The sequence below is a fragment of the Gordonia polyisoprenivorans genome, assembly GCF_017654315.1.
In the GTDB taxonomy this organism is placed as follows: domain Bacteria; phylum Actinomycetota; class Actinomycetes; order Mycobacteriales; family Mycobacteriaceae; genus Gordonia; species Gordonia polyisoprenivorans_A.
Genome location: NZ_CP072203.1, coordinates 3,674,107 through 3,691,877, shown reverse-complemented (window position 1 = coordinate 3,691,877; position 17,771 = coordinate 3,674,107). Strand labels below are relative to the sequence as shown.

Annotated in this window: 17 protein-coding genes, 1 pseudogene and 1 riboswitch; of the genes and pseudogenes, 11 read left to right on the top strand and 7 right to left on the bottom strand. The window is 67.1% G+C overall.

Annotated elements, in window-relative coordinates:
• Positions 1–31 precede the first annotated feature (31 nt).
• Positions 32–1,396 (bottom strand): hydroxysqualene dehydroxylase, encoded by a 1,365-nt coding sequence (locus J6U32_RS16560; protein WP_208791289.1) that lies wholly within the window; start codon positions 1,394–1,396, stop codon positions 32–34.
• A gap of 68 nt (positions 1,397–1,464) precedes the next feature.
• On the bottom strand, positions 1,465–2,256 hold the full coding sequence (locus J6U32_RS16555; RefSeq protein ID WP_208791288.1) for a PfkB family carbohydrate kinase: 792 nt from the start codon (positions 2,254–2,256) through the stop codon (positions 1,465–1,467).
• Between the two features lie 152 nt (positions 2,257–2,408).
• Between J6U32_RS16555 and J6U32_RS16550 the strand changes: the two genes are divergently transcribed.
• On the top strand, positions 2,409–3,260 hold the full coding sequence (locus tag J6U32_RS16550) for a 3-hydroxybutyryl-CoA dehydrogenase (protein WP_208791287.1): 852 nt from the start codon (positions 2,409–2,411) through the stop codon (positions 3,258–3,260).
• A 55-nt stretch (positions 3,261–3,315) separates the two neighbouring features.
• Here the strand turns inward: J6U32_RS16550 and fadD5 are convergent, their stop codons facing one another.
• Positions 3,316–4,920: a fatty-acid--CoA ligase FadD5 gene (gene fadD5, locus J6U32_RS16545; protein WP_208791286.1), complete on the bottom strand. Its 1,605-nt coding sequence runs from the start codon at positions 4,918–4,920 to the stop codon at positions 3,316–3,318.
• A gap of 281 nt (positions 4,921–5,201) precedes the next feature.
• Between fadD5 and J6U32_RS16540 the strand changes: the two genes are divergently transcribed.
• Complete coding sequence (locus J6U32_RS16540; RefSeq protein WP_208791285.1) at positions 5,202–6,395, top strand: methyltransferase domain-containing protein; 1,194 nt, start codon at positions 5,202–5,204, stop codon at positions 6,393–6,395.
• Positions 6,382–7,413, top strand: a complete 1,032-nt coding sequence (locus J6U32_RS16535; protein WP_244332050.1) for a polysaccharide deacetylase family protein — start codon at positions 6,382–6,384, stop codon at positions 7,411–7,413. Before J6U32_RS16540 ends, J6U32_RS16535 begins: the two co-directional genes overlap by 14 nt.
• A gap of 21 nt (positions 7,414–7,434) precedes the next feature.
• On the opposite strand, the pseudogene J6U32_RS27715 reads toward J6U32_RS16535, so the two are convergent.
• Positions 7,435–8,514, bottom strand: a pseudogene (locus J6U32_RS27715) (NADH:flavin oxidoreductase).
• A 115-nt stretch (positions 8,515–8,629) separates the two neighbouring features.
• On the opposite strand from J6U32_RS27715, the gene J6U32_RS16525 reads away from it, so the two are divergent.
• Together J6U32_RS16525 and J6U32_RS16520 are read left to right on the top strand one after the other, a co-directional pair.
• A complete protein-coding gene (locus J6U32_RS16525; RefSeq protein WP_208791284.1) occupies positions 8,630–8,845 on the top strand; it encodes a dodecin in 216 nt (71 codons plus the stop codon).
• Between the two features lie 16 nt (positions 8,846–8,861).
• Positions 8,862–9,962 (top strand): NAD(P)/FAD-dependent oxidoreductase, encoded by a 1,101-nt coding sequence (locus J6U32_RS16520; RefSeq protein WP_208791283.1) that lies wholly within the window; start codon positions 8,862–8,864, stop codon positions 9,960–9,962.
• A gap of 47 nt (positions 9,963–10,009) precedes the next feature.
• Here J6U32_RS16520 and J6U32_RS16515 read toward each other — a convergent pair whose 3' ends face one another.
• Entirely contained in the window at positions 10,010–10,822 is an 813-nt protein-coding gene (locus J6U32_RS16515) for a methyltransferase domain-containing protein (RefSeq protein ID WP_208791282.1), read from the bottom strand.
• Between the two features lie 246 nt (positions 10,823–11,068).
• Between J6U32_RS16515 and J6U32_RS16510 the strand changes: the two genes are divergently transcribed.
• On the top strand, positions 11,069–13,306 hold the full coding sequence (locus tag J6U32_RS16510; RefSeq protein WP_208791281.1) for an NADP-dependent isocitrate dehydrogenase: 2,238 nt from the start codon (positions 11,069–11,071) through the stop codon (positions 13,304–13,306).
• Between the two features lie 146 nt (positions 13,307–13,452).
• Here J6U32_RS16510 and J6U32_RS16505 read toward each other — a convergent pair whose 3' ends face one another.
• The gene (locus tag J6U32_RS16505; RefSeq protein WP_208791280.1) at positions 13,453–14,007 is read right to left on the bottom strand and encodes a hypothetical protein; all 555 of its coding nucleotides are present in this window, start codon (positions 14,005–14,007) and stop codon (positions 13,453–13,455) included.
• Between the two features lie 44 nt (positions 14,008–14,051).
• Positions 14,052–14,498: a M15 family metallopeptidase gene (locus tag J6U32_RS16500; RefSeq protein WP_208796171.1), complete on the bottom strand. Its 447-nt coding sequence runs from the start codon at positions 14,496–14,498 to the stop codon at positions 14,052–14,054.
• 165 nt (positions 14,499–14,663) lie between these two features.
• Between J6U32_RS16500 and J6U32_RS16495 the strand changes: the two genes are divergently transcribed.
• The 5 genes from J6U32_RS16495 to J6U32_RS16475 all read left to right on the top strand — a co-directional run bounded on the left by J6U32_RS16495 (position 14,664) and on the right by J6U32_RS16475 (position 17,738).
• Complete coding sequence (locus tag J6U32_RS16495; RefSeq protein WP_208791279.1) at positions 14,664–15,899, top strand: multidrug effflux MFS transporter; 1,236 nt, start codon at positions 14,664–14,666, stop codon at positions 15,897–15,899.
• A 46-nt stretch (positions 15,900–15,945) separates the two neighbouring features.
• Positions 15,946–16,010: riboswitch (guanidine-III (ykkC-III) riboswitch) on the top strand.
• A gap of 17 nt (positions 16,011–16,027) precedes the next feature.
• Positions 16,028–16,342, top strand: a complete 315-nt coding sequence (locus tag J6U32_RS16490) for a DMT family transporter (RefSeq protein WP_208791278.1) — start codon at positions 16,028–16,030, stop codon at positions 16,340–16,342.
• Between the two features lies 1 nt (position 16,343).
• Positions 16,344–16,703, top strand: coding sequence for a DMT family transporter (locus J6U32_RS16485; protein ID WP_208791277.1), 360 nt, complete (start codon positions 16,344–16,346; stop codon positions 16,701–16,703).
• A 27-nt stretch (positions 16,704–16,730) separates the two neighbouring features.
• Positions 16,731–17,084, top strand: coding sequence for a VOC family protein (locus tag J6U32_RS16480; protein ID WP_208791276.1), 354 nt, complete (start codon positions 16,731–16,733; stop codon positions 17,082–17,084).
• Between the two features lie 198 nt (positions 17,085–17,282).
• Entirely contained in the window at positions 17,283–17,738 is a 456-nt protein-coding gene (locus tag J6U32_RS16475) for a DUF5313 domain-containing protein (protein WP_208791275.1), read from the top strand.
• Positions 17,739–17,771 lie beyond the last annotated feature (33 nt).

Here is a 17,771-nt window from a genome sequence, read left to right as displayed (position 1 = left end):
GTCGGCGTGACTGGGGTTGGTGTGAATCGGGTCAGCGTGATTCGGGTTGGGGCGATTCGGCGAGTTCGAGAATCACCTCCACCGCGCGGGCGGCGCTCTGACATGCGCCCTCCATGGTGGTGGTCCAATCGGTACGGGTCCAATCCCCGGCCAGCGCCAGACCGCGCACCGACGTGCGTTGCTCGGGCCGGATGTCGGCAGTCCCGGGCCGTTGGGCGAAGGTCGATTTCGGCATCCGCACCACGTGACCGTGGATCAGTTCCGCGCGCCGGGCGCCCGGGTAGTAGCGCCGCAGCATCTGCATCTGGAGGTCGGTGATGTCGGCATTGGATTTGCCGATGAGATCGTAGGCCGCCGAGACGGTGGTCGAATACAGATATCCGCGTGCCGCATCCCGGCCGTGCATCCGTTGGCGATCCCACACCTGTTCGAGGACGCCCTCGCCACCGTGCAGGATCTCACCCCAATCGTCCATGCCGATCGGGCGGTCCAGGTAGAGGTTGACGCTGACGATGGGTACGGGCGTCAAATGTTGGCTCGCCGAATAGATCTCGTCGTGACCGGGCACCTGATCGAGCAGCCCGCCGATGCTCCACACCGGGACCGCGCAGATGACCGCGTCGGCCGAGAGGAACTCGCCGTCGGTGAGCGTGACCCCGGTGACGGCCCCGTCGACGACCTCGACCGCCCGGACCACCGCCCGATGGCGGACCTCGACGCCGGCATCGGCGAAGACCTTCTGTGCACCGGTGACGAACAGCGTGTCGAGATCCACGGTCGGATAACCGATGGAGATCGGCGTCCGGGTCTGCCGCGCCCTGCGGATACCGGTCACCAGGAGGTCGGCGGGAACCTTGGCCGAGGAGATGTCCGGCTTGTCGCCGGTCAGCCCGATGACGATGCCGTCCCACAACGCCTCTCGTGCGGACGTAGGCATCCGGAGCCGGCGGAACCACTCGTCGGCGGTGATCTGATCGAGCCACTCGGGTTGACGCAGTGCCTGGCGGATCAGTCGCGCTTGGGCACGCGCGGTCCGCAGACGGTCGAGTCCGCGCACGCCGGGTAGATCGCCGAGTGCCGCACGCAGCCCAGCGATCCCGCCGAAGGCCGAGCGGCGCGTCGCGCCACCGGGCATCCGGATCGTCATGTGGCCGGGAAAGGCCACGTGCTGACGGGTGCCGACGCTCTCGAGGTAGCGCATCAGATGCTCATAGCCACTGGCGAAGACGTGCTGACCGTTGTCCGGGACGTCATCGACCGCGGCGACCGGCATCGAGATCGTTCGTCCGCCCAGCGATCCCCGGCGTTCGAGCAGGGTCACCCGGTGTCCGGCCTCGCTCAGCCACACCGACGACGCCAGTCCCGCCAATCCGCCACCGATCACCACACAATGCATGCGATGAGACTAATCGGCCGATCCGTTCCATGGGAGGAATCGGAGATTCGGGGTCACCGGCCGGCCGACTAGAGCCGGGGACAGACCGCGTCGAACGGAGCGGTCGAGGAGATCCGGGTTTCGATCCCGGCGTGGGTGAACTCCTTGGCGGTGTGAACCGCATCGAGAACGTCTGCGCCCTTGGCCAATTCGGCCGTGGTCGCCGCAGCGAAGACGCAGCCGGCACCCGACACCCGCTCCTCGCCGACCTTGGGTGCGCGCAACACGGTGACCTCCGAACCGTCATAGACCACGTCGACGGCATCGTCGCCGGGTAGGCCAACGCCGCCTTTGACGACCACCACGGCCGGACCCTGATCGGCGATCCGCCGGGCCGCCTCGGCGAGAGCGTCGATGTCGGTCAGTTCGTCCATTCCGGCCAGTGTCGCGGCCTCGAACAGGTTGGGGGTCACGACGGTGGCCAGCGGCAGGATGTGTTCGCGCAGGGCGTTGTCGGTGTCGAGCGCGGCTCCGGGTTCCTGACCCTTGCAGATCAGGACCGGGTCGACGACGACGTGTCGCCAGGGTCGGGCGCGCAAACCCTCGGCGACGGTCGTGATCGTCTCGGGAGTGCCCAACATCCCGATCTTGACGACCTCGGGTTCATGGGCAACGGTCGCCGCCTCGATCTGATCGGCGATGACCGGCGCGGCGATCGGCACGAATCGGTGTCCCCATCCGGCTTTCGGATCGAAGGAGACGATGCACGTGATGGTCCCTACGCCGTAAGTGCCCAGCTGGGCGAATGTCCGCAGATCAGCCTGCAGACCGGCGCCTCCGGTTGCCTCGGAACCTGCGATGACGTACGACACGGTGGCCACGGTGCACTCTCCCTCTGCTCGATCTCCTCCGGCGGTGCCTCCCCCAGCTTGCCAGCGCCCGCCTCCCGACGCGTGAACCAGGGTGTCGGTTGCGTCGGCGCGCATCGCACTACGCTTGGCGTCGGTTCACTACTGCCTACGTGGAGGTTTTCATGACACAGCTCGGAGTGGTCGGCGGCGGCACCATGGGTGCCGGTATCGCGGAGATCGCGATTCGCGCCGGCGATGACGTACTCGTACTCGAGCGCGACGACACCGCCGCCGATGCGGCTCGTGCCCGCATCGAGAAGTCTCTTGGCCGTGGCGTCAGCAAGGGCAAGATCTCCGAGGACGACGCCACCGCGGCACTGTCGCGGCTGACCCTGACGACCTCCGTCGGCGATTTCGCAGATCGTGAGTTGGTGATCGAAGCGCTTCCCGAAGTCGAGTCGCTCAAGGTCGGCTTCTTCGCCGAACTCGACAAGGTCACCGCGCCCGAGGCGATCCTGGCCACCAATACCTCGTCGATCCCCATCATCCGGATCGCCAAGGACGTCGCCGACCCGTCGCGCGTGGTGGGGGTCCACTTCTTCAATCCGGTTCCGGTGATGCCCCTGGTCGAGATCATCTCGAGTCTCGCGAGCTCGCCGCAGGCCATCGAGACGGTCACCGTCTACGCGCGGGATCACCTGGGCAAGCGCACGATCGCGGCGGGCGATCGCGGCGGCTTCGTCGTCAACGCACTGCTGGTCCCGTACCTGGTGAGCGCCATCCGCATGTACGAGAGCGGCTACGCCTCCAAGGAGGACATCGACGCCGGCATGGTCAACGGCTGCGCTCACCCGATGGGCCCGCTGACGTTGAGCGACACGGTCGGTCTCGACGTCATCCTCGACGTGGCCGAATCGCTCTATGCGGAGTTCCGCGAGCCGCACTTCGCGCCGCCGCCGCTGCTCTCGCGCATGGTCGAAGCCGGCTACCTCGGCAAGAAGAGCGGCAAGGGCTTCTACGACTACGCCGGCTGACCGCCTGTCTCCCCGGTGGCCAACGTCTGCGCGGTCACCGGGGGCGGTCCGGTTGTCAGTGAAGGCCGGTGTCCTTGCTGCCGTAGGCCTCACGTAAGCGCGGTTTGACGACCTTGCCGCCGGCATTGCGCGGTAGTTCGTCGACGATGACGAGATCCTTGGGCTGTTTGAAGCGGGCCAGGTTCTCGTTCAGATAGGGCTCGAGGTCGTCGAGCGTGAGGTCGTCGGCGCCCTCCGCGAGCACGACGACCGCCACCGGGACCTCGCCCCACTTCTCGTGGGCACGTCCGATGACGGCGGCCTCGGCGATCTTCTCGTGGCCGTAGAGCACGTTCTCCACCTCGGCGCAGTACACGTTCTCACCGCCCGAGATGATCATGTCCTTGGCTCGGTCGACGACGAAGAGGAAGCCGTCCTCGTCCTGACGGACGAGGTCTCCGGAGTGAAACCAGCCGCCGCGGAAGGCATCCGCGGTTGCCTGCGGGTTCTGCCAGTAGCCCTTCATCAGGTTGGGTCCGCGATAGACGATCTCGCCGACCTCGCCGGGTGCCACGTCGTTCATCATCGGATCGACGATCCGGGCGGTGACCGCGGGCACCACCTTGCCGATCGACCCGATCTTGCGCAGTGCGTCCTTGCCCTCGAGGATGCACGTGACCGGCGACATCTCGGTCTGCCCGAAAGCAGTCATGTTGAGCGCCTGCGGGAACGACTCGTTCATCGCGTTGAGCACCGTGTCCGACGCGGGTGCAGCACCCCAACTGATGGTGCGCAACTTGAGGTTTCGCGGCCGGACCCGTTGAGCGGCGCACACCGCCTGCCACTGGGCGGGCACCATGAACACCGACGTCGTGCCCTCCCGTTCGAGGGTGTCGAGCATGTCGTCGGGGTCGAACGCGCCGAGCGGGTGGATCACGGCGGGCACTCCCCGGTAGAACACCGGCGCGAACGCGGCGATGCCCGCGATGTGGAAGATGGGCGGGACCACCGAGGCCACGTCGGCGTCGGAGTGGTCCTGGGCCGCGGCGATCGTCGTCACCGCCTGCGCCTGCAGGTTCTGATGGGTCAGCATGGCGCCCTTGGGTTTTCCGGTGGTACCCGAGGTGTACATGATCAACGCCACGGTGTCCTCGGGCACATCGATCTCGGGGAGATCGGCGGAGTCCTCGGCGATCAGATCGGCGTAGTCGAGGTGGTCGGGGACCTCACTGCCGCCGACGACGATCGTGTGGTCGATGCCGCCGGTGGAGGCGGCGGCCGCCTGGGTCAGGGGTGCGAGCAGGGTTTCGGTGACGATGACCCGTGCACCGCTGTCGGTCATGAAGTAGCCCACCTCGGCCGGGCTCATCCGAATGTTGACCGGCACCGGGATGGCACCGATCAGGTTGGCGCCCAACACCGCCTCGACATACTCGGCGCGGTTGAGCAGCGCCATCAGTACGCGGTCGCCGAAGCCGACGCCCCGCCGGGCCAGCGCCGCACCGAAGGCCCGGGAACGCTCATCGAGTTGCTGCCAGGTGGTGGTCTGGCCCAGGAACCGCAACGCCGGTCGGTCGGGGGTCATGAAGGCATGCCTGCGGACCTGGTTGTTCCAGTGATTGCGTCGCGAACGCAGCGGTTCGGTGGTCAGGTCGGCGGTCGATTCGGTGGTCGCGGTCATACGCACTCTCCCTGTGATCATGGGTGCGCACGTTCACGCCAACTCCGCGTGCGCCCCGGTCGCGCTTGGTGTTCCTCATCACAGTAGAGCGCGGCACGGATGCTGCGGGAGCGTTCGCCCGGCTTGGTCCGACGATGGGCGTTTCGTCCGTTCCCGGGGGGCGGCACCGCCCTCGGAAAGTTCGCAGGTTACCCTAACCTAACTCACAGGACAGGTGGCTCGTCGTGGCATGTCCGCCACGACGCAACACCGCCACGACACCACATGGAACGGATGCGGAGATGGTGCAGCAGACCACCAGGACGTCGATGGCACGTGCGGTACTCGGGGAGGACAACTACCGCCGCGCCATTCGGGTGCTCAACGAGCGCCGGCAACGCCCGCGGGTGGGCCGGGTCCGCTTCGGTGATCTGCGCCGGACCCAACCGATCTGCCGCGAATACGGCTCGGCGCGTGGACGTCCCGTCGACAGGTACTACATCGAGAACTTCCTCGCCGAACACGGGCGACTGATCACCGGGTCGGTGCTCGAGATCGGCGAGCGCACCTATACCGAGCGCTTCGGCCAGGGCGTCACCCGGTCGGACATGCTCCACGTGTCCGACGGCGCCGGCGCCACCTACGTTGCCGACCTCACCGACGCGCCCGAGGTACCGAGCAATACCTACGACTGCATCATCCTCACCCAGACGCTGCAGATGATCTTCGATCTGCGCGCAACGGTGCGCACCCTGTACCGCCTCCTCGCACCGGGCGGAGTGCTGCTGTGCACGGCGCCGGGCATCAGTCAGGTCGCCGACCCGGTGTGGAACTCGACGTGGTACTGGTCGTTCACCCGATTGTCGATGCAACGACTGTTCGACACGACGTTCCCGCCCGGCAACGTCGACGCGCGGGCGTTCGGAAATGTCCTGTCGGCCACCGCATTCCTCCACGGAATGGCACAGGACGAGCTGCGTCGCTCCGAGCTCGATGTGGTCGACCCGGAGTATCCGGTGATCCTCACCGTCGCCGCCCGCAAGGGAGATCTCGATCAGCGCCACCGGCCGGCAGCCGACACACCGGTCGGGCCGGCGCTGGACCTGACCGACCCGCGATACGGCTCGATCGCCGAGTTCCTCGGCGCCACCGACGCGACCCCACGCGTCGCCGACTGGGGCGCACTGACCGTGCGTGAGCTCGAGGACCGCACCACCCAGGCCCGCTCGATCGTGCTCCCCCATGTGCTCGAACACACCTGGGCGTGGCGTCGCATCCTGCGCAACGCCGTTGCCTGCACCGGCGGCCGGTTGACGGTCATGCTGTCGGTGCCACTGGGCGACAGCGAGTTACGACTCGACAACGAACAACCGATACCCACCCTGCAACTCCCGCGAGAGGAATTCCTCGCCCACTTCGACGGCATGACGGTCCGCACCGACACCGTCGAGACCGACACCGGTGGCAGCGAGACCTGGTTCCATGTCGAGAAGTAGGGCCGCGCTCGGGGTGCTGCGCTCCCGGGTCCGACGGCATCGTCGGCGGGGTGGCATCCTGATGTACCACTGCGTCTGCGTGCAGCGGTGCGATCCGTGGGCGATCTGTGTCTCCCCCAAGTCCTTTGCCGAACACATGGCGGTCTTGGCGGCTGCGCGCGCGCCGGTCGGGCTCGACGCCTTTGCCGACGACCGCGCCTACACTGCCGACGGCGCGCGCCTCGCGGTGACCTTCGACGACGGATACGCCGACAACCTCACCGCGGCCCTGCCGATCCTCGAGCGGTTCGAGATCCCGGCGACGATCTTCGTGGTCGGCAACGCCGTGGGTCGTACACGCGAATTCTGGTGGGACGCACTGCAGCGCGCCATCCTCGATCCACCCGCGCTACCCGAACAATTGCGATGGACCTTCGGCGGCGCACCCCGGTGCTTCGTCGTGAACGAGAGTCCGGACGACGCAGCACGACTCGAGGGTTGGCGGGCCGACGCCGCCCCGCCGGTGACCGCGCGGCAAAAGCTGTTCCGCACGCTGTGGGATGCGATCGTGCTTCTCGAGCCCGCAGCACAGGACGATGCGGTCGACGCCCTTCTGCAGTGGTCCGGGGCGCCGGTGCAGCCACCGGTCGCCGCACGTCTGCCGGTCACCGCCGAACAACTCGCCGAACTCGCCGCCCATCCCCTGATCGGCCTCGGTAGCCATACCCTCGACCACGTCTCGCTCACCGACGCCGACCCGTCCCGTCAGCACGCACAGATCACCGGCGGTCACCGGATGGTGGAAGAACTCCGTGGCGGTCCGGCGGCCCACTTCGCCTATCCGTTCGGCCGACTCGACGCGAGCGCGCGGGATATCGTGCGCGACAGTGGGATCGCCGTCGGCTGCACGAGCGTGTCGATGCCCGCGACCGACGGCGACAACCGTCACGCGCTCCCCCGTCTGCACGCCACCGAGATGGACGGCGACGGATTCGCCCGATGGCTTCGCGACGATCACCATCTGCTCAGGACTCGGTAGCCCGCGGCTACCGGATGACGGCTACCGGATGACGAAGTCGTCCCAGCGATCGGCGAGGTAGTCGACGAATCGCGGACCGACCGATTCCGCCGTCAGATGGTCGACGTGCACCGGCGTCGACACCGCGCGGTAGTCGGCGTCGGCGATGGCCTGGCGTGCGAAATCGTGATGCAGGATCGCGCCGGTACCGATCAGGACGAAATCGGCTCCACGGGAGAGGCATTCGCTCGCGCCGGCGGCATCGAGGATCTTCCCGGCCACCCCGAGTCGGGTGGAGCCGCGGTCGAGGTCGGTGAAGTGGTCGATCAGTCGGCGATCCTGATGATGAGGCTCGTAGGGGTGTTTGAATGCGTCCCAGAGCGACATGTCGAGGTAGTCGAGCGCGCCATCGGCGAGGACCTCACCGGCCAGCGCCCGTGACTCGTCGAGAACGATGCCGTAGCGCTCAGGCTAGAGCCGCAGTCCGAGTTGGAAATCCGGCCCGGTGGCCGCGCGGATGCCGTCGATGATCTCGTGGATGATCCGGAAACGGTTCGACGCGCCGCCGCCGTAGCGATCGGTCCGCTCGTTGTGGCGGGAGTCGAGGAACTGCGCGAGGAGATAGCCGTGTGCGCCATGGATTTCGGCGCCGTGGAATCCGGCGCGCTCGGCGCGGACCGCTGCGGAGACGAAGTCACCGACGATCCGTTCGACACCGTCGGTCGACAGCGCGGAGGCGCCCTTCTCGGAGTCGTCCCACGGCGCGACGGCCGGTAGTCCCGACAGCGCCGGGTCCGCGCGGCGCCCACCGTGCTGCAACTGAATCGATGCCACCGCGCCGGCGTCGGAGATCGCCGCGGCCAGCCGCGTCAGCCCGGGCAGGTGGGCGTCGTCGGAGACCCCGAGCTGGCCGGGAAACGATTGCCCGTCACTGCTGACGTAGGCGGCGCACGTCATGACCATCCCGAATCCGCCGTCGGCACGCCGCACCAGCCAACGGAATTCGTCGTCGGACAGGGTCCCGTCGTCGTTGCTCTGCAGATTGGTCAGTGGCGCCAGCGCGAGCCGGTTCTTCCACGATGGGCCGTGGGAAAAGCTCAGCGGGCTGCCGAGGTCGGTCATCACTACATCCTTTGCGGGCGTCGGCACGGTCAGCAGAACCCTACCCGGCACACCGGATCGCCCCGGATCGGCCGAGTCCGATCACCGCGACACCCAGCCGTGCCAGAATCGGGCCATGAGTGAGCACACATATCGCGTCGTCGAAGTTGTCGGTTCCTCGTCGGAGGGTTCGGACGCGGCGATCGCCAACGCCATCGCCCGGGTGTCGCAGACGACCCGCAACGTCGAATGGTTCGAGGTCGTCGACACCCGTGGACATGTCGTCGACGGTGCGGTCGCGCACACGCAGGTGACGCTGAAGGTCGGCTTCCGCATCGACGACGCCGACTGAGTTCGGCTGCGCACCGGTGACCGAACGGATCGACTGCGCGGTCATCGGCGCCGGGGTGGTGGGACTGGCGGTGGCCCGCCGCCTCGCCCTCGCAGGTCGCGACGTGGTGGTCTTCGAGGCCGAGGATTCGATTGGGACACAGACCAGTTCGCGCAACTCCGAGGTCATCCACGCCGGCATCTACTACCCCACCGGAACCCGCAAGGCCCGCTGGTGCGTGGCCGGTCGCGATGCGCTCTACCGATACTGCCGGGATCGGGGCGTGGCACATGAGCGGCTCGGCAAGCTGATCGTGGCGACCACTGCGGACCAGGAGCCGGAGCTGCAACGGATCGCCGCACAGGCGTACGCCAACGGTGTCACCGACCTGCGTCGCGTCGACGGCTCCGAACTCGCCGATCTCGAGCCCGCCCTCCATGCGTGCGCCGGTCTCCTCTCTCCGTCCACCGGGATCGTCGACGCCCACGGACTCATGCGGGCGTTGCGCATCGACGCCGAGCAGGCCGGTGCGACGGTGGTGGTCCACAGCCCGGTGCTCGCCGGATCGATCGGCGCCGACGGCTCGCTGTCGCTGGACATCGACGGATCCGGCGACGTGCGCTGCGATGCGGTCGTGAATTGCGCGGGGCTGCGCGCGTGGGACGTCGCCGCATCACTGACCGGTTTCGCGCAGGAGTTCGTGCCGGCGAGGTATCTCGCGAAGGGCAGCTATTACTCGCTGGCACACGGGTCGGTGCCGCTCGGCAGACTCATCTACCCGGTTCCGGTGGACGGCGGTCTCGGCGTACATCTCACGCTCGATCTCGGTGGCCGGGCCCGGTTCGGGCCCGACGTCGAATGGATCGACGAGGTCGACTACGGCGTCGATGCGACGCGGGTCGGTGAGTTCGAGAGCGCGATACGCCGGTACTGGCCCGAACTCGCCGACGGTGCACTTCAACCGGACTACTGCGGTATCCGACCCAAGGTCACCGGGCCCGGCCACGCTGCCGGGGATTTCGTGTTCCAGTCCGCAGCCGACCACGGTGTGCCCGGCCTGATCAACCTGTTCGGAATCGAATCACCCGGCCTGACCTCGTGCCTGGCGATCGCCGACGAGGTCGCCGCGATGCTCTGACGCCCGGGGCCGGCGCAGTCGCGGTGTCCGGGAGCTTGTCCGGGAGCTCAGGCGCGGGCGAGGATCTCCCCGTGCGGGATGACGAGCCAACCGTCGGGGTGCGCCGCCCACTGCAGCCAGGCCGCGGCGATCTCGTCGAGGTCCGACGGGGTGGCCAACCCACGCTCGACGGCCATCCGCCCGACATCGGAGTGGATTCGCTGCGCCCACATCTCGCCCCAGCTCGCCCGTTCGGCAGGAGTGGCATAGCACCACACCGACGCCGACGGCGTGACCTCGGTGAAACCCGCTTCGTGGACCCACGCGAGCAGGTGTCGACCGGCGTCGGGCTCGGCGCCGTTGCCGTGGGCCACGGCGCAGTAGAGATCGAGCCAGGCATCGAGGCGTTCGTCGGCCGGCCACCAGTGAAACCCCGCGTAGTCGGCGTCGCGGACGGCCACCACCCCGCCCGGCCGGGTGACCCGACGCATCTCCCGCAGCACTGCGACCGGATCGGACACATGCTGCAGAACCTGGTGGGCGTGTGCGACGTCGACGCTGTCGTCGGCGTCGGAGAGCCGGTACGCGTCGTCCACCGCGAACTCGACCGCCACGCCGCGCTCGGTCGCGAGCTCGCGTGCCCGACCCAGCGGCGCGTCGGTGATCTCGACGCCGCGAACACGTCCGGGGGCCACGAGTTCGGCCAGATCGACGGTGATGCTGCCCGGTCCGCACCCGACGTCGAGCAGGTCGAGCCCGGGCCGCAGGAGCGGTATCAGGTAGGCGGCCGAACTCGCCGCGGTGCGGGCCGCGTGGCTGGACACCACCACCGACGCGTGCCCATGGGTGTAGACGTCGCGGGGCCGATCGGCGTCGGTCATCGGTTTCACTCCTCCGTGAAGTCAGCAGGTCGTGTGATTCTCGTCGCATGGTGCGTTCGCCTGTGACGTGACGGTAACCCGGGCCGGGGTCGTAAGCTCGGAACTGGCCCGGACCCGAGGGCCGTGGGCACCGTGGCTGCACCGAACGCGTCAACACGCGCCGATGTCGCCCGCCCGCGATACTGGTACCGCCCGGACAACACGAATCCGGGCGCTGCGTGACCACGACTGGAGAGTAAGGCAGATATGAGCGCGGAGAAACCGACCATCATCTACACGCTGACCGATGAAGCGCCCATGCTGGCGACGCACGCTTTTCTCCCGATCATCAGGACATTCGCCGACGCCGCCGACATCAACGTCGAGACCTCCGACATCTCCGTTGCCGCCCGCGTGCTGGCCGAGTTCTCCGATTACCTGACCGACGAACAGAAGGTTCCCGACAACCTCGCCGAACTCGGCAAGCTGACCCAGGATCCCGACACCAACATCATCAAGCTCCCCAACATCAGCGCGTCGGTGCCGCAGCTGACCGCCGCCATCAAGGAACTGCAGGACAAGGGCTACAAGATCCCCGACTTCCCGGGGAACCCGAAGACCGACGAAGAGCACGCGATCCGGGACCGCTACACCAAGTGCCTCGGCAGTGCGGTCAATCCCGTTCTGCGCGAAGGTAACTCGGACCGCAGGGCACCGAAGGCGGTCAAGGAGTACGCGCGCAAGCATCCGCACAGCATGGGCGAGTGGTCGATGGCCTCGCGCACGCACGTGGCGCACATGCGCCACGGCGACTTCTATCACGGCGAGAAGTCGATGACCCTCGATGCCGACCGCGACGTGAAGATGGAGCTGATCACCGCCGCCGGCGAGACGATCGTGCTCAAGCCGAAGGTGCATCTCGACGCCGGTGACGTCATCGACAGCATGTTCATGAGCAAGAAGGCGCTCATCGAGTTCTACGAGGAGCAGATGGAGGACGCCTACAAGACCGGCGTCATGTTCTCCCTGCACGTCAAGGCCACCATGATGCGAGTCAGTCACCCGATCGTGTTCGGTCACGCGGTGCGCACCTTCTACAAGGAGGCGTTCGCCAAGCACGGCGAGCTCTTCGACGAGCTGGGTGTCAACGTCAACAACGGCCTCTCCGATCTGTATTCGAAGATCGAGTCGTTGCCGGCGTCGAAGAAGGAAGAGATCATCGACGATCTGCACGCCTGCCACGAGCATCGCCCGGAGCTCGCGATGGTCGACTCGGCGCGCGGCATCTCCAACTTCCACTCCCCCAGCGACGTCATCGTCGATGCGTCCATGCCCGCCATGATCCGCGCCGGCGGCAAGATGTACGGCGCCGACGGCCGGCCCAAGGACACCAAGGCCGTCAATCCCGAGTCGACCTTCTCCCGCATCTATCAGGAGATGATCAACTTCTGTAAGACCAACGGGCAGTTCGATCCCACCACCATGGGCACCGTGCCCAACGTCGGTCTTATGGCGCAGAAGGCCGAGGAGTACGGGTCGCACGACAAGACCTTCGAGATACCGACCGACGGCGTCGCCAACATCACCGATCTCGCAACCGGCGAGGTGCTGCTGTCGCAGGACGTCGAAGAGGGCGACATCTTCCGCATGTGCATCGTCAAGGACGCGCCGATCCGCGACTGGGTCAAGCTCGCCGTCACCCGTTGCCGGGAATCCGGTATGCCGGTGGTCTTCTGGCTCGATCCCTACCGTCCGCACGAGAACGAACTGATCACCAAGGTGCACACCTACCTGAAGGATCACGACACCGAGGGCCTCGACATCCAGATCATGTCGCAGGTGCGGGCCATCCGATACACGATGGAACGTCTGATCCGCGGCCTCGACACCATCTCCGCGACCGGCAACATCCTGCGGGACTACCTCACCGACCTCTTCCCGATCCTGGAGCTCGGTACGAGCGCCAAGATGCTCTCGATCGTGCCGTTGATGGCCGGCGGCGGGCTCTACGAGACCGGTGCGGGTGGCTCGGCGCCCAAGCACGTCAAGCAGCTGATCGAGGAGAACCACCTGCGGTGGGATTCGCTCGGCGAGTTCCTGGCGCTTGCGGTGAGTCTCGAGGATCTCGGCCGCAAGAACGACAACCCGAAGGCGGAGGTGCTGGCCAAGGCGCTCGACGCCGCGACCGGCAAGTTGTTGGAGAACAACAAGGGTCCCTCCCGCAGCACCGGTGAACTCGACAACCGCGGTAGCCAGTTCTACCTCGCGCTGTACTGGGCGAAGGCACTGGCGGAGCAGACCGACGACGCGGAGCTGGCGAAATACTTTGCGCCGCTTGCCAAGACGCTCGAGGAGAACGAGCAGACCATCGTCACCGAGCTCAATGACGCCCAGGGCACCGCGGTCGACATCGGCGGCTACTACGCCCCCGACAACGACCTCACCGACAAGGTGATGCGCCCGAGCGCCACACTGAACTCGGCTCTGGAGTCCGTGCGCGGCTGAGGCCTCACGACCGGTCACGACCTGACGAGCCCCGCTTCCCGGTATCGCACCGGGGAACGGGGCTCGGGTCGTTCACCACCGGTGCATGTTCCCGGTCTCGGACACCGATTGCGCCCAGATGGCTTGCACGCCAGATGGATTGCACCTCACATGGATTCGAACGCCCGGCCGAGTTCGGCCTCCACGTCGATGATCCGAGCGCTGGTGACCTCCGGATCCTCGATCCGGGCGGCCACATCTCGGGCGATGAAGCGCTTGATCTCGTCGTCGACCTGCGCGACGAGCCGGATGATCTCGCCCCGCAGATTGCGGGAGGCGACGCCCACGGTCACATCCACGGGGCGTGGCGGGGTGACGTCGATGTGGAGCTGCAGGGGTTCGACCGCTCGGGCGGTGAGTGCGAGCCGCACCGACCCGTCGACGTCGTAGCGGATGCGATCGACCTTGAGATCGACCAGAAGCCGGATCGACAGCGGAATACGCACGGTGAAGGTGATCAGCTCGGAGATGTCGCGGATGATCTGTGGCTCGTCGATGCTGACGCGGGCTTGGACCTTGGCGATCCCGCCGGGCCCCGACGGGATCGGCCCCACGTCGAACGAGTCGCCGGTGATCGCCGAGAAGGCGCTCCCCACCCGTTTCTCGGTGACGGCCACCTCGAAGAAGCGGCGGCCGAACTCCTCATACGTCAGCTCTGACATCTGTCCATCGTCGCAAACCCCGGGCGGTGACGAGGCCGCCATGATCATGCACCCCGATGCGCGTCGACCCGTGCGGCCGCATCCGGCCACAGGGGTGGGCACGGTGCGCCCGGGACGGTCGCGACCTCGAAGTGCCACCACTCGTTGTCGAAGGTGCGGCACAGGCCCCACCGGAAACCGTTGACCTGCAGCCACCGGGCGCCGGCCTGCGGCCCGACGTCGATGGCGTGACCCCCGACATGCGTCGACTCCGACGGCGGCAACACCCACCGGCGAGCCTGCGCCGGGCTGCCGTAGGTGGCGATCGCCTCATCCCACAGTTGTTGCTGCTGGGCCGGTGTCCGCGCACCGGAGGTGATGTGTAGAGGGACGTCGTCGGCGCGTGCTGCCGCCGACGCCTGCGCGTATGCGGTGCCGAGGACGGGATCGAGGCCTCCTGTTCCCGCGTCGGCGAGGGCATGCGGTGCGGCGATCGACCAGGCGATGACCATCGCTGCCGCGATCGTCACCAGAACCGTCGTCCGACGCGGGTTTCCGGGAGTCCGGAGAGCAAGAGTCACCACACCAGTAAAGCGGGTATTGACGTTGGCGTCGATGACGCGGGGTCGGAGGCACTCGGTTTCCGGGTGATCTGCTTCGCTCCTACAGTGAGTTTCATGGCAGGCACCGGGAGGTCGACGGCGGGAACCGACGGAATCCCGGACACCTCGGGTGTGCGTGGCCGTCTGCTCGTGGTCCTGGGCGCATTGTCGGCGTTCGGACCGATCTCCACCGATCTCTATCTGCCCGCCCTGCCCGAGGCGGCCACGGATCTGTCGACGACACCGGCCGGGGTGCAGGCCACCCTGGTGGTGTCGATGATCGGACTCGGCCTCGGTCAGCTCGTCATGGGCCCGCTCTCGGACCGGTTCGGTCGTCGCCGACCTCTGCTCGTCGGTCTGGTGCTGTTCACCGCCGCCTCGGTCGCGTGCGCCTTTGCACCCACCGTGGCGATACTCGTCGTCTGTCGGCTGCTGCAGGCGCTGGGTGGCTCGGCAGGTGTGGTGATCGCCCGCGCAGTGGTGCGCGATCGCTGTAGTGGTCCGCGGTTGGTGTCGGTCTTCGCCGTCCTGACCGTGGTCGTCGGCCTCGGTCCGGTCGTCGCCCCGCTGCTGGGCAGCGCGATCCTCGTGGTCGGCACGTGGCGGACGGTCTTCGCCGTGCTGGCAGTGATCGGCGCGCTGCTCGTGATCTCGACGGCGGCCTGGGTCGGCGAGTCCCTACCCGCGGATCGCCGAACCGGCGGTGGCCTGGGTGGCGCCTTCGCCTCCTACCGGGTCTTGTTCGGTGACCTGCGATTCCTTCTCGTGATCGGTACGGGCGCAGCGGGATTCGGGGCGCTGTTCGCTTACATCACCGGCTCGCCGTTCGCGCTGCAGGTCGTGCACGGGTGCCCGCCCGCGGTGTTCTCCGCGGTGTTCGCGATCAACGGGCTGTGCCTGATGGCGTGTGCACGGTGGGTGCGGTTCGCCGATCCCGTCCGTCAGATCGCCTGCGGTGCGGGAGTATTGATCGTCGCCTCGGTGGCGATGATCGTCGCCGGCGCCGGCAGCTCACTGATCCCGCTCCTGCTCGGATTCGCCCTGATCGCCTCGTCCTGGGGCATCATCGGCCCCAGTGTCACCGCGCTGGCACTGCAACGACATCCCGAACGGGCCGGCGCGGCAGCGGCACTGCTGGGTGCGCTGCAATTCGTCGTCGGTGCCGTTGCCGGTTCGCTCGTGGGACACGGCGCCGACGCCGGCATCACGGCGCTCGTCGCCGTGGTGGCGGGCGCCACGATCTGTTTCGTCACGCTGGTCGTCGCGGTCTGGAGGGGTGAACACGGCACTCGCCGCACTGTCGGCGCCTGAAATCCCGGGCGCGAGCCATGATGCGCCGTCTTTGCTAGCGTGGGCATCGGAGTCCATTCATGGACCGCGGACGAGGGAGCAGTACCCGCCGAGCGACAAGACTGCCACGAAAGTGGAGGTCGGTCGCCATGGCCTGGCTCATTCTCATCATCTCCGGCGTACTCGAGGCCGTGTGGGCGGCCGCGTTGTCGGCATCACGGAGGTTTCGTGAACCACTCCCCGTGGTGGTCTTCGTGGTTGCCCTGGCGCTCAGCATGCTCGGACTCGCCCTCGCGCTGACGTCGTTGCCGCTGGGCACCGCGTACACGGTGTGGGTCGCAATCGGTGTCGTCTTGACGGTCGTCTGGGGTGTCGTCACCGGACAGGAACGGCCGACCTTCGTGCGAGTCGGGCTGCTCGTGCTCCTCGTCGGCTGCGTCATCGGCCTCAAGGCGGTGAGCTGACATGGCCTGGCTGATCTTGCTGGCTTCGGCCGTGTGTGAGGCGGTGTGGGCGGTGGCCCTGGACCGGTCGGACGGATTCACCGAACCGGTGGCGGTCGCGGTGTTCCTGGTGGGGCTCGCGCTGAGTATGGCCGGACTCGGTTGGGCGGCCTCGTCGCTGCCGATCGGCACCGCCTATGCGGTGTGGGTCGGTGTCGGGGCGACGCTGACCGTGACGTATTCCATGGTCTCCGGCGGTGAGGAGGTCTCGATTGTCAAGCTGGTCTTCATCGCGGGCATCGTCGCGGCGGTCGCCGGCCTGAAGATGACCCGATCAGGGACCACCGACTCATCCCCGGCACCCTCGCCCGACCTACCCTGAGAGAACCCCGACGATGAGGAGTTCTCGATGAGTGACCACGAAGTGAAGATGATCATCCTGTCCACCGACGATCTCGACGAGTCGATCAAGTTCTACGGCGAAACCCTCGGTATGACACTGAAGTTCCGCGACGGCGCGCATTTCGCGGCCCTCGACGGCGGGCCGGTCACCCTGGCCCTGGCCACCGAGGTCGATCATCCGATTCCCGGACAGGTCGTGGTCGGGATCAAGACCGCCGACGTCGACGCGGCTGCCAAGGCCATCGAGGCCAGCGGTGGCGGCATCGTCAAGGGCCCCTACGACGACGCCCACGAACGGCGCGCGGTGGTGTACGACAACAAGGGCAACGGGCTCGTGTTCTACAGCCCGCTCAAGCGCTGAGTTCTCGCGTGCGGCGATGCCACGGGTGCGACCATCGTGGCATCACCGCGTGCACCAGGCGTACAATTCAGTCGTGCACTACTGATTAAGCGCTTCATCGATTGCTCGATTTCATGAAGCCGTATACCGGCGTTACGTCCGGATCTGCGGTCTGGGAAACTCGAGTACGAAGACCGGTCACCGACAAGAGGAACCCCCATGGTTGACACGAACCACCGTGCTGCGACATCGCGTGCATCGCAGGACGCCTCGACGAGGTCCGGCGCCGGTCGCGACGGTGATCGACCGCACGGGCTGCAGTACATCAAGTACCACTACGGGGCGAAGCTCCCGGACTCGATGCGTGACTGGGTCTTCAACGATCTGACCGGCCCCTATGCCGCCCTGCGCATGGTCGCCTGGTGGGCCGTGCCCTGTGTGATCATCCTGGTGCCGATGTTGTTCGTGCCGGCCGACTGGCTGATCCGCGCGAACATGACCGTGCCCATCCTGATCCCCTACATCTTCTTCTCGGTCGCGCTCAATCGCGTGTACCGACGTTATCGGTTGTCGCAGCACGGTTTCGATCCCGATCTGGTCTCCCGCCGGGAGAAGGAGAAGAACGCCGACGTGTACGCGGAGTACCACCGCAAGTACCGCGGGGCCGGCCGCTAGCCTGTAACGCCCGGGAGTCGAAACCCGGGAGTC

Excerpts from the sequence above, each read along its gene's own strand:
- J6U32_RS16560 (WP_208791289.1), bottom strand. The coding sequence starts at position 1,396 with ATGCATTGTGTGGTGATCGGTGGCGGATTGGCGGGACTGGCGTCGTCG.
- J6U32_RS16550 (WP_208791287.1), top strand. The coding sequence starts at position 2,409 with ATGACACAGCTCGGAGTGGTCGGCGGCGGCACCATGGGTGCCGGTATC.
- fadD5 (WP_208791286.1), bottom strand. The coding sequence starts at position 4,920 with ATGACCGCGACCACCGAATCGACCGCCGACCTGACCACCGAACCGCTG.
- J6U32_RS16540 (WP_208791285.1), top strand. The coding sequence starts at position 5,202 with ATGGTGCAGCAGACCACCAGGACGTCGATGGCACGTGCGGTACTCGGG.
- J6U32_RS16535 (WP_244332050.1), top strand. The coding sequence starts at position 6,382 with ATGTCGAGAAGTAGGGCCGCGCTCGGGGTGCTGCGCTCCCGGGTCCGA.
- J6U32_RS16525 (WP_208791284.1), top strand. The coding sequence starts at position 8,630 with ATGAGTGAGCACACATATCGCGTCGTCGAAGTTGTCGGTTCCTCGTCG.
- J6U32_RS16515 (WP_208791282.1), bottom strand. The coding sequence starts at position 10,822 with ATGACCGACGCCGATCGGCCCCGCGACGTCTACACCCATGGGCACGCG.
- J6U32_RS16510 (WP_208791281.1), top strand. The coding sequence starts at position 11,069 with ATGAGCGCGGAGAAACCGACCATCATCTACACGCTGACCGATGAAGCG.
- J6U32_RS16505 (WP_208791280.1), bottom strand. The coding sequence starts at position 14,007 with ATGTCAGAGCTGACGTATGAGGAGTTCGGCCGCCGCTTCTTCGAGGTG.
- J6U32_RS16500 (WP_208796171.1), bottom strand. The coding sequence starts at position 14,498 with ATGGTCATCGCCTGGTCGATCGCCGCACCGCATGCCCTCGCCGACGCG.
- J6U32_RS16495 (WP_208791279.1), top strand. The coding sequence starts at position 14,664 with ATGGCAGGCACCGGGAGGTCGACGGCGGGAACCGACGGAATCCCGGAC.
- J6U32_RS16490 (WP_208791278.1), top strand. The coding sequence starts at position 16,028 with ATGGCCTGGCTCATTCTCATCATCTCCGGCGTACTCGAGGCCGTGTGG.
- J6U32_RS16485 (WP_208791277.1), top strand. The coding sequence starts at position 16,344 with ATGGCCTGGCTGATCTTGCTGGCTTCGGCCGTGTGTGAGGCGGTGTGG.
- J6U32_RS16480 (WP_208791276.1), top strand. The coding sequence starts at position 16,731 with ATGAGTGACCACGAAGTGAAGATGATCATCCTGTCCACCGACGATCTC.
- J6U32_RS16475 (WP_208791275.1), top strand. The coding sequence starts at position 17,283 with ATGGTTGACACGAACCACCGTGCTGCGACATCGCGTGCATCGCAGGAC.